The following is a 16,197-nucleotide window of genomic DNA, read 5'->3' as shown; positions in this document are numbered from 1 at the left end:
GCAGCGGGTACTGCCCGCAGGACCTGTCCGCGCAGTACGACGTGGACGGCGTCGGCACGGCGGGCGCGACCGGCGCCGACTTCGACGGCACCGGGACCAGCTTCCCCGCGGAACAGCTCCCGGCGCCGGGCCCCGGCGTGCTCGGCGGGCGGGCCTACACCTTCCCCGACACCACCGGCGCCGCGGCCAACTTCGCCACCGCGCACGGCCAGAGCGTCGCTCTCGTGCGGCGCTCCTACTCCGCGCTCGACGTGCTGCTCACCGCGCACCACGGCGACGTCACCGGCGCCGCCACCGTGCACTACTCGGACGGCACGTCCGCGCCCGTCACCCTGACCGCGACCGACTGGGCGGCCAGCGCTCCCCGGCTCGGCGAGGACGCCGCGATCCACGCCGACTCCCGCTACGACAAGCAGGGCGCGCCCGACGGTGTCGGGGTCGACATCTGGCACATCGCGGTCCCGCTGGACAGCGCGAAGACCGCCGTCTCCCTCACCCTGCCCGACGACGCCCGGCTGGCGCTGTACGCGATCAGCGGACGTGACGCGTGACGAGCGACGCCCCCGAACCCGTATCCGAACCCGCACCCACAGCGGCACCCGCACCCGTAACAGAACGTCCCGGAGCACGACCCGGAGCCGCAAGCAGAAAGGCAACACCCATGAGACGTGGCCCACTTCGCCGCACCCTCACCAGAACATTGCTGGCAGGCGCGGTATCGATGACCCTGACCGTGCCCGCGTCCGCCGTGGCGCACGCGGACGCGGACGCGGCCAAGTCGGGCGGCGCCCCCGCCTTCACCACCTCCTTCGAGTCCGGCGACACGCAGCCCACGTGGAGCAGCACCGCCGAGACCGACGCCAAGGGCAACCCCCTGGTCTCCGGCGTGACCGCGGGCACCCTCCCGGTGCTGGCCGGCAGCGTCAAGGACAAGATCGCCGAGGTCACGGCCAGTTCGGACAATCCGCCGAACGAGGTCGCGAAGAACGCGGCCGACGAGGACGCCAACACCAAGTGGCTCACCTTCGCGAACACCGGCTGGCTCCAGTACAAGCTGTCCGAGGACGTGACGGTCAAGAAGTACGCGCTGACGTCCGCGAACGACTCGCCCGAGCGCGACCCGAAGGACTTCACCCTCCAGGGCTCCGACGACGGCAGCACCTGGACGACGGTGGACACCCGTAGCGGCGTGAAGTTCAGCGGCCGGTACAAGTCCAACATCTACGACGTCGCCGACCCCGCGCCGCACCGCTACTACCGGCTGAACGTCTCGGCCAACAACAGCGGCGACATCGTGCAGCTCGCGGACCTCATCCTGTCCGACGGCTCCCCGGCGCCGACGCCCGTCGCGGGCATGACCACCGAGATCGGCAAGGGCCCCGCCTCCGGGCCCAACGTGAAGCCGAGCGTCGGTTTCAGCGGCCTGAAGGCGCTCCAGTACTCGGGCACCCACACGAAGTCCGGCGCCGTGCACGCCTATAACAAGCTCTACGACGTGCGCATCCCGGTCAGCCGCAACACCCAGCTCTCGTACGACATATTCCCCGAGCTGACCGGCGGCGACCTGAAGTACCCGAGCACGTACGCCTCCATAGACCTGCACTTCACCGACGGCACGTACCTGAGCAAGCTGCGGACCCCGGCGCTCGACGAGTACGGCACCCCGCTCAGCCCGCAGGGCCAGGGCGCGGGCAAGATCCTCTACGCCTCGCAGTGGAACGCCGTGGTCTCCGCGATCGGCAAGGTCGCCGCGGGCAAGACGATCGACCGGGTCCTGCTCGGCTACGACGACCCGGCCGGCAGCTCCGAGGCGGGCGCGTCCACCCAGTTCAAGGGCTGGATCGACGACCTGACGATCGGCGCCGCCCCGGCGCCCACCGCCAAGAGCTACGCCGAGCACGTCGACACCCGGCGCGGCACCAACGCCTCCGGCTCCTTCTCGCGCGGCAACAACCTGCCGCTGACCGCGGTCCCGAACGGCTTCAACTTCTTCACGCCGGTCACCGACGCGGGTTCGACGAGCTGGGAGTACAGCTACGCGGCCCAGAACAACGCCGACAACCTGCCGACGCTCCAGGCGCTCGGCATCAGCCACGAGCCCAGCCCGTGGATGGGCGACCGCGACACCTTCCAGGTGATGCCGTCCGCGGTGTCCGGCACCCCGGACCTGAACCGGAGCAAGCGGGCGCTGGCCTTCGACCACAAGGACGAGGTCGCGCAGCCGCACTACTACGGCGTCACGTTCAAGAACGGCGTGAAGGCCGAGATAGCACCGACCGACCACTCCGCCGTCTACCGCTTCACCTTCCCCGGTGACAACGGCGACCTGCTCTTCGACAACGTGAACAACAACGGCGGCCTGACCTTCGACGCCGCCAAGGGCACCCTGGACGGCTTCTCGGACGTCAACATCGGCGGCGGCGAGGCCGCGACGCGGATGTTCGTGCACGCCGAGTTCGACCGGACCCCCGGCACGGCCACCAAGGTCACCGGACAGGGCCGCGACAACGTCACCGGCTACGCGCAGTTCGACACGTCCAAGAGCAAGACCGTGACGATGCGCCTGGCCACCTCGTTCATCAGCGCCGACCAGGCGAAGAAGAACCTGGACCTGGAGATCCCGCAGGGCACGTCCTTCGACAGCGTCAAGAAGAGCGCCGAGCGGCTGTGGAACGCCAAGCTGGGCAAGGTCGAGGTCCAGGGCGCCAGCGACGACCAGCTCACCACGCTCTACTCGAACCTGTACCGGATGAACCTGTACCCCAACTCCGGTTCCGAGAACACCGGTACGGTCAAGAAGCCGGTGTACAAGTACGCCAGCCCGTTCTCCAAGGCCACCGGCAGCAACACGCCCACCGAGACCGGCGCGAAGATCGTGGACGGCAAGGTCTACGTCAACAACGGCTTCTGGGACACCTACCGCACCGAGTGGCCCGCCTACTCGCTGCTGGAGTCGAAGACCGCGGGTGAACTCGCCGACGGCTTCGTGCAGCAGTACAAGGACGGCGGCTGGATCTCGCGCTGGTCCTCGCCGGGCTACGCCGACCTGATGACCGGCACCAGCTCCGACGTCGCCTTCGCGGACGCCTTCGCCAAGGGCGTGGAGAACTTCGACGCCAAGGCCGCCTACGAGGCCGCGGTCAAGAACGCCACCGTGTTCCCGACCGCGGGCGGTGTCGGCCGCAAGGGCCTGGACACCTCGGTGTTCACCGGATACACCAACACCTTGGTCGACGGCAGCGTCTCGTGGTCGCTGGACGGCTACATCAACGACTACGGCATCGCCACCATGGCCGCCAAGCTCGCCAAGGACCCGCACACCTCCAAGGCCGACCGGCAGCGCTACCAGGAGGAGTCCGCGTACTTCCTGGGCCGCGCGCAGAACTACACCAACCTGTTCAACACCGGTGTCGGCTTCTTCGAGGGCCGCAAGGCCGACGGCTCGTGGCGCGTCCCGGACGCCCAGTACGACCCGCAGCAGTGGGGCAACGAGTACACCGAGACCAACGCCTGGAACTACGCCTTCACGGTGCCGCAGGACCCGAACGGCCTCGCCGCGCTCTACGGCGGCCAGAAGGGCCTGGAGAAGAAGCTCGACGCTTTCTTCAACACCCAGGAGACCGCCGACGGTGACGCGGGCGGCTACGGCGGCACCATCCACGAGATGCTGGAGGCCCGCGACGTCCGGATGGGTGAACTCGGCCTGAGCAACCAGCCGTCGTTCGCCATCCCCTACATGTACGACTACGCGGGCGACCCGGCCAAGACCCAGGCCGTCGTGCGCGAGGCCACCCGGCGGCTGTTCACGGGCAGCTCGATCGGCCAGGGCTTCCCCGGTGACGAGGACAACGGCGCCACCGCCACCTGGCAGATCTTCAGCGCGCTGGGCTTCTACCCGCTCCAGGTCGGCAGCGACAACTACGTGATCGGCTCCCCGCTGTTCACCAAGGCGACGGTCCACCTGGACAACGGCAAGAGCATCGTCGTCAACGCGCCGAACAACAGCAGCAGCAACATCTACGTGCAGTCGCTGAAGGTCAACGGCAAGGCGTGGAACAAGGTGTACCTGACGCAGAGCCAGCTCTCGTCCGGTGCGCGCCTGGACTTCACCATGGGCTCCAAGCCGTCCAAGTGGGGCACGGGCAAGAACGCGCTGCCCGCGTCGCTGACCCCGGCGGGCAAGGCGCCGCAGCCGCTGGCGGACCTGACAGGGCCCGACCTCGGCACCGCGACGTCCGCTGACGGCACTGATGTCGCCGCGCTCTTCGACAACACCTCGAAGACCGGGGTGACCTTCCCCGCCGCCGACCCGACGGTGCAGTACGCCTTCACCGGGAGCGCGGCGAAGAAGCAGGCCGGTTTCTACACCCTGACCTCCGGCAGCACCGCGGCACAGGACCCGAAGAGCTGGCAGCTCCAGGGCACCATCGACGGCAAGCACTGGAGCACGCTGGACTCCAGGAGCGGCGAGAGCTTCGACAGCCGCCTCCAGACCCGGCCGTTCCAGATAGCCCACCCCGGCGCGTACTCCACGTACCGCCTGGTGGTGACCGCCAACAACGGTGCCGCGTCCACGACGCTGACCGAGGTGGAACTGCTGGCACAGCAGGGGCAGGGAGGCCACGGGCACTGACCGGCAGGTCCGTACGACCCGTGTGAGACCGGGGGCCGCGACACCATGTCGCGGCCCCCGGCCGCGTCCCCGGCCCCGGTTCTTCGGCGCCCGCATCAGGGATGTCCCGGTGGGGCTGCCCCCACCCCCGTACGGGCGCGGGCCGCAGTGACCCGGAACCCCGCGGCGCGGGAGGTTCGTTGAAGGCGCCGCGCGCCGCGGCACCGTGCCCTACCCCTTCCTCAAGGGCGCGTTCGCACCTGCCACCGAGGAGGTCACCGCCTTCGACCTGCCGGTGATCGGCCGCGTCCCGGCCGCACTCGACGGCCGCTATCTGCGCAACGGCCCCAATGTGCTGGGCCTGGAGGACCCGCGGACCCACCATTGGATGCTCGGCCAGGGCATGGTGCACGGCGTACGCCTCAGGGACGGCCGCGCCGAGTGGTACCGCAACCGGTGGGTGAGGTCGGCGGGCGTCGCCGCGCAACTGGGGGAGCCCTACCACGGCCCCGTGCCCGACGACGACTTCGCCAACAACACGCACGTGATCCCGTACAAGGGCAAGGTCCTCGCGGTCCAGGAGAGCGGCCCGACGCCGTACGAACTCGACGAGGAGCTGAACACCGTCCGCCCGTACGACTTCGGCGGCACGCTCAGCGGGGCGTTCACCGCGCACACCAAGTACGACGAGCGGGCGGACGAACTGCACGCGATCACGTACTACCCGACCTGGGACCATGTGCGGCATCTGGTGATCGACCACACGGGGAAGGTCGTACGGACCACGAGGATTCCGGTCGCGGACAGCCCGATGATGCACGACTTCGCGCTCACCGAGCGGTATGTGATCATCTTCGACACCCCGGTGACCTTCGACGCGGCGGCGGCCGAGGCGGGCGCGATCGTGCCGTACGTCTGGAACGACAAGCACCCGGCGCGGGTCGGGGTGATGCCGCGCCGGGGCGGCCGGGTCCGCTGGTTCGAGGCCGACCCCGGCTCGTACTACTCGCACACGCTCAACGCCTACGACGACGGGCACTCGGTGGTCGTCGACTTCATCACCTTCCCCGCGCCGTTCTTCGCGGCGGGCCGCGGCACCCTCGGAGACGGCCCCTCGGCGCTGGGCACCCCCCGGCTCGACCGGCTGACGATCGACCTGGAGCGCGGCCGGGCCCGCCCGCGGCGGATCGACGACCGCCCGCAGGAGTTCCCCCGCATCCGCGAGAGCCTGGTCTCGCGCCGCCACCGCTACGGTTACGCCGCCACGGCCGCCGCGATGTGGACGGCGTACGAGACGCTGGACGGCGTGCCGCCCGACACCCACTTCGGCAACGCGCTCATCAAGCACGACCTGCTGGGCGGCACCACCCAGACGCACCGCTTCCCGAAGGACGCGGCCGTCAGCGAGCCGGTCTTCGTCCCCGCGCACGAGCACGCCAAGGCCGAGGACGACGGTTACGTCCTGTCCTACGTCCACAATCCCGACCGAGGCGCGGCCGACCTCGTCATCCTGTCCGCCCAGGACTTCACGGCCGCCCCGCTGGCCAGGATCCACCTCCCGGCCACCATTCCGCTCGGCCTGCACGGGAGTTGGGTGCCGACGGTCTGACGGGGGAGAGCGGCGACGGTCTGACGGGAGAGGGCGGCGCGCGGTCCGCACCGCCGCCCTCGGGCTCGCCCCCGTCCTCTTCCCGGCGGTCGGCCTCACCGTCGCCGCCTGGGGCTCCGGGGTTCTCTTCGCGGCCTTCGCCGCCGTCTGTCTTCTGGCCGCGTCCGTCGCCCTCGCCTTCACGACGCTGCGCCGCGTCGGCCTCGGGACCCCGCACGGGGTGTGATCCAACTCGCTTGTGGCGTATGCCCCCGGCCCCCGATACTGGCCGTACACGGAGCGGCACGTACAGCAGCACGCGGAGCTGTGCGCGCACGCGCAGAAGAGCACGCATACCGCACGGGCGGGTACGCGCATGTCCGGCGCCGAGCGGGAACTGCCGCGTCGGCACCCGCGTCTTGTCCTCCAGCGGCCGGACGCGCGGGCGCGCCCGCGGTGGGGTGGGGAAGCGCGACGGGCGGTGATCCCGTCCGCGCAGGAGCAGGGGGGAATTCGCCATGACCTGGGACCAGCGGGACGGAGCGGACGCCAGCGGTACGCCGGGCGGCGTCGGGAGACCGGACGGCGCCGACGCGCCGGGCGTTGACGGCACACCAGGCGCGGGCAGTACGTCGAGCGCCGGCGACACGCCGAGCGGCAGCGGCACACCGGGGAGCGGCGGCGCGCCGGAGGGCTTCGGGCCCCCGCCGCCGCCCGCGCCACCGGCCTGGTTGCCGCGGCAGCCCGCCGCGCCGCCCGGCATCCCGTCCGGATATCCGTCCGGCTACGCGCCCGGGTTCCCGGCCGGCCCGCCCGCACCACCGGCGCCGCCGCCCGCCCCGGCGAACGCGCTGCGGGCCGTCGCCGTCGGCCTGCTCAATCTCAGCGGCCTCGGCATCGGTTACGCGCTGACCCGCCGCTGGTTGGCCACGGCGGCCTGCCTGGTCGCGACCGGCGTCCTGCTCTTCGTCGCGCTGCCCGCGACGGCGGACGGCGTGTCCGGCGGCGTCGTCGTCGCCTACGCCGTCTTCCTCGTCCTCGCGGCCGCGCACGGCGCCTATCGCGGCCTGCGCACCCCGCTGTCCTGGCCGCCGCGGACGCCCGTCGCGATCGTGCTCGGCCTCGTGCTGCTCGCCGCGCCCGTCGGCGGCGTCGTCTACTACGACGGCGCGCGCGACGAGGCCACCCAGAAGATGCTGCTCGACCGGCTCGACACCGCCGACCAGCTCGTCCAGGCGGCCAAGAGCAAGCCGTTCGACGAGGCGCGCACCGACTACACCACGGCGCTGGCCGCGTACCGCGACCTCAGCGACCACCACGGCGGCTCCCGCGCCGCCAAGCGCGTACCCGACCGGCTGACCACGTACTACACGGCGGTCGGCACGCCCTACGAGCAGAAGAGGTACTGCGACGCCATCGAGCCGCTGAAGTACCTGCGGACCGTGCCCGAGCACTTCGACAGGAAGGCCCTCGGCACGCTGACCGGATGGCCGGACGACCGGCTCGCGACCTCGCTGTACGCGTGCGGTACGGCCGACCTGGCCGACGCGAGCGGCGCGGAGGCGAAGGACGGGTACCTGAGCGACCTGCTCTCCACGTATCCCAAGTCGCCGCAGGCCGCGAAGGTCGAGCCCGCCTTCAAGTCGACCATCGACGCGGCGGCCAGGGACCTGAACGGCGGCGACCCGTGCGCGGCCACCGACAAGGTGCGCGCCCTCGGCGTGCGCGCGGGCAACCTCAAGGGCGGGGACGCGGGCGTGGCCGCGGCCTTCGACAAGGACGCCCGCCGGGCCGACACCTATGTGCAGTCGGGCAGTTACACCTGCGCCGTCCACGAGTACAAGGGCGGCGACTTCAGCAGCGCGCTGGACAAGATCCGCGACTTCGTGAAGAAGTACCCGCGCGACAAGAACACCGCGTACGCCAAGAAGCTCGCCATCGCCGCCGAGGTCGCCGTGACGGTGCCCGCCGCGGGCAAGCGCATGCCGACCGAGGACTCCGGCGGCAGCATCTCCGTGACGGTCAGCAACGACAGCCCCGACCAGGTCGAGGTGCTGTTCACCGGACCGGTGACCGGCAGCTTCACGCTCAAGGGCTGCGGCGCCTGCAAGACGTACTCCAGCCAGGCGTCGGCGCAGACCTCGGCGTGCAACAACAGCGGCAGGAACTACCCGAAGAAGACGCTGAATCTGCCGGTCGGCACCACGTACTTCCTGCACAAGTCGACCAGTTCCGGCGACTCCGCGACGCCCGGCAGCGACACGGTCAAGCTCCGCAGCGGCTACATCTACACGGAGTGCGCCTATGTGGTGCGCGATTCGGCGCTGAGTTTCTGAGGCGCCCGGTTTCCGAGGCGCGGGCTTCCGAGGCGCGGGTTTCCGAGGCGCGAGCTTCCGAGACCTGAGCTTCCGAGGCGCGGGTTTCCGAACCAGTAGGCCGTGGGCGGTTGACGGCCCGCGACCCGCGCGGACACGGCGGGGCCCGGACGACCGGGCCCCGCCGTCGTCACTCCGCGATGCCGCGCGTCAGCAGCACGACGGTCACGAAGGTGCGGTAGAGCCGCACCGGATCCTCGTCGGTCATCCGTACCGTCACCGCGTCCGCCGGGTCCCGCTCGACGCCCGTGATCCAGGTCGCCATCTCCGCCAGGTCCGGATTGCGCATCCGCACCGTCAGCGTCGCGGGCAGCGCGATGTCCGGCAGGGCCGCCGACGGCAGCCCCTCGACCGCCCTGCGGGCGGCGTCCCGGATCACCTCGCGCGCCTCCTCCGGGTGCAGGCTGTCGGCCGCGAACCGCGACACCGACGACTTGACGACCGCGCCCACCGCGCCGGGACAGAACGGCTCCAGCTCGGCGGCCGTCGTCGCGTCCCCGGTGACCAGCAGCACCGGCACCCCGTGCCCGAGCGCGACCAGCGCGTTGATCCCGCTCTCGCCCGCGACGACCCCGTTGAGCCGCACCTCGCTGATCGCCGCCGGGTTGTACGTGTGCGACAGCGTGGCCCGCTCGCCCGACATCGAGCCGTGGTACGAGACGAAGAAGACCCCGTCGTACGAGGAGTCCAGGCCCTGCATCATGTACAGCGGCTTGTGGCGGCCGGACAGATAGCGGGCCCGCCCGGCCAGTTCGTCCGGGCGCAGATTGGCCATCGTGGAGTGCGAGTCGTTGACCAGGAACGCGTTCGCGCCGCCCGCTTCCGCGCCCTCGATCGAGGCGTTGACCTCCGCCTGGAGCAGCGTGCGGTAGTACGCGTACTCGGGCTGCCCAGGACGGCACTGCGACCAGTCGACGACGCCCGCCGTGCCCTCCATGTCGGAGGAGACGAAGATCTTCACAGCACGGTCCGGGGGCGGAATTCGGGCTCGGTCGACGCGTCGGTCATCAACGCGTAGACGCTGCCCTCCTGTCCGGCCGCGCCGCCGTGCCTGCCGTCAGGGGTCAGGGCCAGCGCGCGCAGCTCGGAGCGGAACTCGTCGGGCAGGGTGGCCGCGTCGGCGAGCGCGTCCCGGCACGCGTCGGACGGATCGAGCCCCGCCGCCAGCAGGTCGACGATCGTACGGGCGGTGCCGCCGCGCATGCTCAGCTCGCCGCGGCCGGTGCAGGCGGCGCCACCGGAGCGCAGATCGCACCAGTTGCCCGCGCCGGGCAGCGCGGAGTCGCCGACCCTGCCGGGGTACTTGTACGGATAGCCGGAGGTCGAGACCCCGACGCACATCTCGCCCGACGCGTCCAGCGCGATGATGTTGATCGTGCCCCAGGGGCCGTCGTGCGGGGCCAGCCGGCGGATCAGGGCGAGCGCGCTCTCCCGGTAGCGGGCGTCGCCGTCGGTCGCCGCGGTGTTCTCGCCCTCCACCGACTCCTGGGAGTCGGCGACCTGCTTGCGCCACTGCTCGCGCGAGGCGTCGGTCAGCAGGTCCGCGGTGTCGAAGCCGCACTCCCGCGCGAACAGCGCGGCGCCCTCGCCGACCAGCAGGCTGTGCTGCGGCAGTCTCTCCAGCACCGCGCGGGCCACCGAGATCGGGTTCGGGTACCCCTTGAGCGCGCCCACCGCGCCGAACTGCCGCCCGGAGCCCAGCATCAGGGAGGCGTCCAGCTCCACCACGCCCTGCGCGTTGGGCAGTCCCGCGGTGCCCACGTAATGGTCCGCCGGATTGTCCTCGCAGCGGCGCATCGCGGCCTCGACCGCGTCCAGCGCCGAGCCGCCGCGCCGCAGCACGTCCATCCCGGTCGGCAGTCCGACCTCGCTGCGCTCACTGCCGATGATCACCGCTTCGGGCATGTTCCTCCTGTCCGGTGCCTGACCGGCCGGAGCCCCCGTCGTATGGGGGTTCCCGCCGCTTCGCCCGTCCGACCTGCGTATACGCGCCCGCGTCTACGCAGCGCCGGACGTCTGCGCAGTCTGGCACCAGCCGCCCGCGCCGCGGTACCCGGCCTCGCCGGGACCGGTGAAGGGACCTTGGGCGGACCCCGGTCCCACGCTCCGCCCGCGCTCCGACCGCGCTCCGACCGGGACCGCTCCGCCCGCGCTCCGCCCGCGCTCCGCCCGCGCTCCGACCAGGACCGCGCCGGGACCCCTCCGGGGCCGCCGTCCGCCGTGAAAAACCATGCGGGGCCCGCCGCGCACCGGGGGGAGACTGGGCCGCGTGGACACGATGACGCGCTTCGGCCTGGCGGTGGTGGAGTGGGCCGCGGGCGGTACGGGAGCCGCGGCGGCCGAGGCGGCGGCGCGCGAGCTGGCCGCGGCCACGCACGTGAGGACCGCGGTGCTGGTCGAGGGGACCAGCGACCAGGCGGCGGTGGAGGCACTCGCGGTCCGGCGCGGCCGGGACCTGGCCGCCGAGGGAACGGTCGTCGTGCCGCTCGGCGGCGCCATGAGCATCGGACGCTTCCTGAGCCTGGTCGGCCCCGAAGGGCTCGACCTGGCGCTGGCGGGCCTGTGCGACGAGGCGGAGGAGGGTTACTTCCTGCGCGCCCTGGACCGCGCGGGCGTCGGCTCGCCCCGCGACCGTCCGCAGATGGAGGCGCTCGGCTTCCACGTCTGCGTCGCGGACCTGGAGGAGGAGCTGATCCGGTCCCTGGGCACCGACGCGGTACGGGAGGTCGCGGCCGAACTGGGCGAGGCGCGCTCCTTCCGGATCTTCCAGAAGCAGCCCGCGCAGCGCGAGCGCCCGGTCGACCGCCAGCTCCGGCGCTTCATCGGCACCCACAGCGGACGCAAGTCGCAGTACGCGCACGCGCTGGTCGACGCGCTGGAGCCGCACCAGGTCCCGCGCCCGCTGGACGGGCTGCTCGCGCACATCTGACCGCGCACCGCCCCGGCGGACAAAGTCGCGCATACAGTGACGGATTCGTCGCGTCCGCACGCCCTCCGCGCCCGCGCCCCTCGACAACCAATGTTGTCATGATGTCGATCTCCTCCCTAGGATGCGGAGCATGCCGATCCCCGTGACGGCCACCGAACCAGGCGGCCGGGAGCAGTCCGCGGCCGTCCCCGCCCCTCCCGCCGAGGCCGCGGGACCCGGTCGAGCCGCTGAGCCCACCGCTTCCGTCGAGCGGGCCATGACCGGCCTGACCGACGCCGCCGTACGCGACCTCGTCGGTGAACTGGCCGCGCGATTCGACGAGTTGGCGCCGGGCGACACGTCGTGGGGGCAGGACCCCGAGCCCGCCGCCGCGCCGCTGAACCGGCTGCGCGTGCTGGCCCATCTCATGCGTGCCGTCGACCGGTGCGCGGCGCAGGAGGCCGCGGCCGCGGTCCGGCTCGGCGCGAACTACCCGCGGCTCGGCCAGGCGTGGGGCATCACCCGGCAGGGCGCCCGGCGGCGCTGGCCAGGACTCGTCTTCACCTCGAATCCCCCCTCGAGGCCCCTCATGATCAGGAGCGACCCGATGAACGCCCTCACCCCGCGCCGCACATACAGCGTCCTGCTGGTCGAGGACGACCCCGCGGACGCCCTGCTCATCGAGGACGCGCTGTCCGAGGGCGGCATGACCCGGCAGCTCTCGCACGTCGGCGACGGCATCGAGGCGCTGGAGTACCTGCGCGACCCGGAGCACGAGCGCCCCGACCTGATCGTGCTCGACCTCAACATGCCGCGCATGAACGGCCGCGAATTCCTCGCCGTCCTGCGGGACGACGACGAATTGGGCTCCATTCCGCTGGTCGTGCTGACCACCTCGGCGGCGCCGGACGACATCGCCGACGCCTACCAGAAGCACGCCAACGCGTATGTGACGAAGCCGGTCAATCTGGACGATTTCCTTGAGGCCGTGCAGCGCATCGACGCCTTCTTCCTGGAGACCTCCGCCACGCTGCCCGCGCCCGGCGAATAACCGCTCGGACCCGTCCCGCACCCCCGCATAGGGTGCGGGAATGGCCGACACTTTCTCCCCACCCACCCCGGGGGACATCCGAAGCCCTGTCCGCTTCCTGCTGTGGCTGGTCAGAAACCAGCCCGGCCGGGTCGCGGCCGGGGCGACCCTCGGCACCGTGTGGATGCTCGGCCTGGCCGTACCGCCCTATCTGCTCTCCCGTGCCGTCGACGACGGTCTCCGACCGCGCGACCACACCGCGCTGTTCGGCTGGGCCGCGGCGATGTTCGGCGTCGGGGTGCTCAACGCGTTCATCGGCATCGCCCGGCACCGCACCATGACCAAGGTGCGGATGGACGCCTCCTTCCGCGTCGTACGCGCCACCGTCCGGCGGGCCACCGAACTGGGCGCCACGCTGCCGCACCGGATGAGCGCGGGCGAGGTGGTGGCGATCGGGATGGCCGATGTCATGGTGATCGCCCAGTCGTTGACCGTCACCGGGCCCGGAATCGGCGCGGCCGTCTCGTATCTGGCGGTCGCCGCCGTGCTGCTGTCCATCTCGCCGCTGCTCGCCCTCGTGGTGCTGGCCGGTGTGCCGATGGTCGCCGTCACCGTCGGCCCGCTGCAACGCCGCCTCCAGCGGGTCGGCACCGGCTACCGCGACGAGCAGGGCGAACTGACCGCGCTGCTGGTCGACGTGGCGACCGGGCTGCCCGTGCTCAACGGCCTCGGCGGCAAGGACGTCTACGCGGCCCGCTACCGCCGCCGCTCGCAGGCGCTGCGCGACCAGGGCTACCGGGTCGGCTCCGTCACCAGTTGGGTCGGCGCGCTCGCCGTCGGGCTGCCCGCCCTCTTCCTCGCCCTGGTCACCTGGCTCGCCGCGCGCATGGCGGCCGACGGCTCGCTCGCCATCGGCGAACTGGTCGCGGTGTACGGCTACGCGGCCATGCTCGTCGTCCCGGTCTTCTTCTTCATCGAGGGCGGCAACGACGTGGCCCGCGCGCTGGTCGCCGCCCGCCGCGTGACCGGCTTCCTCGCCCTGACGCCGGAACAGTCCGACGGCGCGCACCCGGTGGCCGCCCCGCCGTCGCCCGCCGCGCTGCGCGACCCGCTCTCCGGCGTCGTCGTCCGCCCCGGCGTCCTCACCGCACTCGCCTCCGCCCGCCCCGCCGACACCGCCGCCGTCGTGGAACGGCTCGGCCGCTTCGCCGCCTCCGACGCCGAGTGGGGAGCCCTGCGGCTCGACACCGTCGCGCTGCGCGAGACACGCGAGCGCGTCCTGGTCGCCGACAACGATGCCGCGCTCTTCAGCGGCACCGTCCGCGAGGCCGTCTCGGGCCGCGCCGACCCGGACGACGCCACCGTGCGCGCCGCGATCCGCACGGCCGCGGCCACCGACATCGTGGACGCGCTGCCCGCGGGCCTCGACTCCTCCCTCAGCGCGGGCGGCCGCAATCTCTCCGGCGGCCAGCGCCAGCGGCTCCGGCTGGCCCGCGCGGTCTGCGCCGACCCCGAAGTGCTGCTGGCCGTCGAACCCACCTCCGCGGTGGACACCCACACCGAGGCCGCGATGGCCACCGGGCTGCGCGCCGCGCGCACCGGCCGGACGACGGTGGTCACCACCACCTCGCCGCTGGTGCTCGACCGGGCCGACGAGGTCGTCTACCTCGTCGAAGGGCGCGCGGTCGCGGTCGGCCCGCACCACGAACTCCTGCACACCGAGCCCGGCTACCGCGCGCTGGTCTCGCGCGGCGCACAGGAAGAGGCGATCCGATGACCGCGCCGAGCGACCCGCCCGCGGCGGACACCGAGCCGTCCCGGCGGGACGGCGTCCCCGTCCCGCGCCCGGCCGCCGGTACCAAAGTCCTGACCGCGCCGGGGGAGCCGCCCGCCGGGCAGGCGCCCGCCGCCCTGTCCGCCGCGCTCCCCGTCGCCGACCGGGAGCGGGTGCGGCGCGCCGCCGTCGGCGAGCTCGCCGCCGACAAGCGCGCGTTCTCCGCGGTCCTCGGCCTCAACGCGCTGGCCGCCGCGGCCGGCCTCGTCAGCCCGTGGCTGCTGGGCCGGATCGTGGACACGGTCAGGGGCTCGACCGGCCACGCCGCGGTGTCCACCGTGGACCGGCTGGCGGTGGCCATCGTGGTCGCCACGGTCGTCCAGACCGTGCTGTCGCGGTACGCGCTCAACCTCGCGGCCCAGTTCGGCGAGCGCGCCGCCGCGCGGATCCGCGAGCGCTTCGTGGACCGTACGCTCGCGCTGCCCGCCGCCGTCGTGGAACACGCGCCGACCGGCGACCTCGCGGCGCGCGGCACCACGGACATCGACGTCGTGGCGACCACGCTGCGCAGCGACGTGCCGACCGTGCTGATCGCCACCATGCAGGCGCTGTTCATCATCGTCGCCGTGCTCGTGCTCGACCCGCTGCTCGGCCTGTGCGGGCTGTCCTGCCTGCTGGTGATCGCGGTCGCCACCCGCTGGTACCTGCGCCGCGCGCGGACCGCGTACCTCGCCGAGGGCGCGGCCAACTCCGTACTCGCCGAAGTCCTCGCGGCGACCGCGGGCGGCGCCCGTACCGTCGAGGCCCTCGGCCTCCAGGAGCGGCGGATCGCCACGGCGGAGGCGGCCATCGCCGGCGCCGGACGCGCCCGCCTCGGCACCCTGTGGCTGCGCTCGGTGTACTTCCCGAGCGTCGACATCTCGTACGCGCTGCCCGTCCTCGGCGTGCTGCTCGTCGGCGGCGCGCTGTACGACCACGGCGGTGTCTCGCTCGGCACGGTCGTCGCCTCCGCGGTCTACCTGCGGCAGCTCGTCGGGCCGCTGGACACGATCTTGATGCGGGTCGAGCTGTTGCAGAGCAGCGGCGCCTCGTACGCGCGGGTCGAGGGCCTGGACATGCTGCCGCGTACGCGCACCGACCCCGACGCGGTGCCGGCCGACGACCGGATCGAGGTCAGCGGCGTCCGCTACTCCTACGACCACGTCGGCGACATCCTGCACGGCGTGGACCTCGACGTGCGGCCGGGGGAGCGGCTGGCCGTCGTCGGTCCCTCGGGCGCGGGGAAGTCGACGCTCGGCAGGCTGCTGGCCGGGATCGACCGGCCGCGGGCGGGCTCGGTCACCGTGGGCGGGGTGCCGGTCGCCGACCTGCCGCCGGACCGCCTGCGCCGCCAGATCGTGCTGGTCACCCAGGACCACCACGTCTTCCGCGACACGCTGCGCGACAATCTGCTGATCGCCCGGCCCGCCGCCACCGACCAGGAGCTGCGCGCCGCGCTGGACGCGGTCGACACCGGCTGGGCCGACGACCTGCCCGACGGCCTCGACACCCGCCTGGGCGGCGACGGCCGCCACCTGGACGGCGCCAGGGCGCAGCAGCTCTCGCTGGCGCGGGTGATCCTCGCCGACCCGCACACGGTGATCCTGGACGAGGCCACCGCCCTGCTGGACCCGGCCACCGCCCGCAGCACGGAACGCGCGCTGGCGACCGTGCTGGAGGGCCGCACCGTCATCGCCATCGCCCACCGGCTCCAGACCGCCCACGACGCGGACCGCGTCGCCGTCATGGAGGCCGGGGTCGTCACCGAGCTGGGCACCCACGACGAGCTGGTCACGGCCGGCGGCGGCTACGCGGCGCTGTGGCACTCCTGGCACGGCGAGTAGCCCGCCGTCACCGGCGGGCGACTCGGG

Annotated in this window: 9 protein-coding genes; 7 read left to right on the top strand and 2 right to left on the bottom strand. The window is 72.6% G+C overall.

Features of this window, described 5'->3' with window-relative positions; genetic code table 11:
• Window positions 1-721: 721 nt before the first annotated feature.
• From ACIOC1_RS26240 to ACIOC1_RS26230, 3 genes are all read left to right on the top strand, one after another.
• Complete coding sequence (locus tag ACIOC1_RS26240) at window positions 722-4,633, top strand: GH92 family glycosyl hydrolase (protein ID WP_401856535.1); 3,912 nt, start codon at window positions 722-724, stop codon at window positions 4,631-4,633.
• Between the two features lie 205 nt (window positions 4,634-4,838).
• Complete coding sequence (locus ACIOC1_RS26235) at window positions 4,839-6,221, top strand: carotenoid oxygenase family protein (RefSeq protein WP_401856534.1); 1,383 nt, start codon at window positions 4,839-4,841, stop codon at window positions 6,219-6,221.
• A gap of 497 nt (window positions 6,222-6,718) precedes the next feature.
• Window positions 6,719-8,536, top strand: coding sequence for a hypothetical protein (locus ACIOC1_RS26230; RefSeq protein WP_401856533.1), 1,818 nt, complete (start codon window positions 6,719-6,721; stop codon window positions 8,534-8,536).
• 169 nt (window positions 8,537-8,705) lie between these two features.
• Here the strand turns inward: ACIOC1_RS26230 and ACIOC1_RS26225 are convergent, their stop codons facing one another.
• The gene (locus ACIOC1_RS26225; RefSeq protein WP_355341672.1) at window positions 8,706-9,536 is read right to left on the bottom strand and encodes a M55 family metallopeptidase; all 831 of its coding nucleotides are present in this window, start codon (window positions 9,534-9,536) and stop codon (window positions 8,706-8,708) included.
• The gene (locus ACIOC1_RS26220) at window positions 9,533-10,480 is read right to left on the bottom strand and encodes an isoaspartyl peptidase/L-asparaginase (RefSeq protein WP_391045845.1); all 948 of its coding nucleotides are present in this window, start codon (window positions 10,478-10,480) and stop codon (window positions 9,533-9,535) included. The genes ACIOC1_RS26225 and ACIOC1_RS26220 overlap by 4 nt, the downstream gene beginning before the upstream one ends.
• Window positions 10,481-10,844: 364 nt before the next feature.
• On the opposite strand from ACIOC1_RS26220, the gene ACIOC1_RS26215 reads away from it, so the two are divergent.
• From ACIOC1_RS26215 to ACIOC1_RS26200, 4 genes are all read left to right on the top strand, one after another.
• Entirely contained in the window at window positions 10,845-11,504 is a 660-nt protein-coding gene (locus ACIOC1_RS26215; RefSeq protein ID WP_401308351.1) for a TOPRIM nucleotidyl transferase/hydrolase domain-containing protein, read from the top strand.
• Window positions 11,505-11,634: 130 nt separating this feature from the next.
• Window positions 11,635-12,534, top strand: a complete 900-nt coding sequence (locus tag ACIOC1_RS26210) for a response regulator (protein ID WP_401308348.1) — start codon at window positions 11,635-11,637, stop codon at window positions 12,532-12,534.
• Window positions 12,535-12,574: 40 nt separating this feature from the next.
• Complete coding sequence (locus tag ACIOC1_RS26205; RefSeq protein WP_391163166.1) at window positions 12,575-14,290, top strand: ABC transporter transmembrane domain-containing protein; 1,716 nt, start codon at window positions 12,575-12,577, stop codon at window positions 14,288-14,290.
• Window positions 14,287-16,170, top strand: coding sequence for an ABC transporter ATP-binding protein (locus ACIOC1_RS26200; RefSeq protein ID WP_401856532.1), 1,884 nt, complete (start codon window positions 14,287-14,289; stop codon window positions 16,168-16,170). Before ACIOC1_RS26205 ends, ACIOC1_RS26200 begins: the two co-directional genes overlap by 4 nt.
• The last annotated feature ends 27 nt before the right edge of the window (window positions 16,171-16,197 follow it).

This window comes from Streptomyces sp. NPDC088197 (assembly GCF_044741185.1).
Classification (GTDB): domain Bacteria; phylum Actinomycetota; class Actinomycetes; order Streptomycetales; family Streptomycetaceae; genus Actinacidiphila.
The sequence above is the reverse complement of the archived record's forward strand: the minus strand, read 5'-3'. Positions and strand labels throughout refer to the sequence as shown.

What these genes read in the sequence shown, in the direction of transcription:
- ACIOC1_RS26240 (WP_401856535.1), top strand. Translation starts at nt 722, where the DNA reads ATGACCCTGACCGTGCCCGCGTCCGCCGTGGCGCACGCGGACGCGGAC.
- ACIOC1_RS26230 (WP_401856533.1), top strand. Translation starts at nt 6,719, where the DNA reads ATGACCTGGGACCAGCGGGACGGAGCGGACGCCAGCGGTACGCCGGGC.
- ACIOC1_RS26220 (WP_391045845.1), bottom strand. Translation starts at nt 10,480, where the DNA reads ATGCCCGAAGCGGTGATCATCGGCAGTGAGCGCAGCGAGGTCGGACTG.
- ACIOC1_RS26210 (WP_401308348.1), top strand. Translation starts at nt 11,635, where the DNA reads ATGCCGATCCCCGTGACGGCCACCGAACCAGGCGGCCGGGAGCAGTCC.
- ACIOC1_RS26205 (WP_391163166.1), top strand. Translation starts at nt 12,575, where the DNA reads ATGGCCGACACTTTCTCCCCACCCACCCCGGGGGACATCCGAAGCCCT.
- ACIOC1_RS26200 (WP_401856532.1), top strand. Translation starts at nt 14,287, where the DNA reads ATGACCGCGCCGAGCGACCCGCCCGCGGCGGACACCGAGCCGTCCCGG.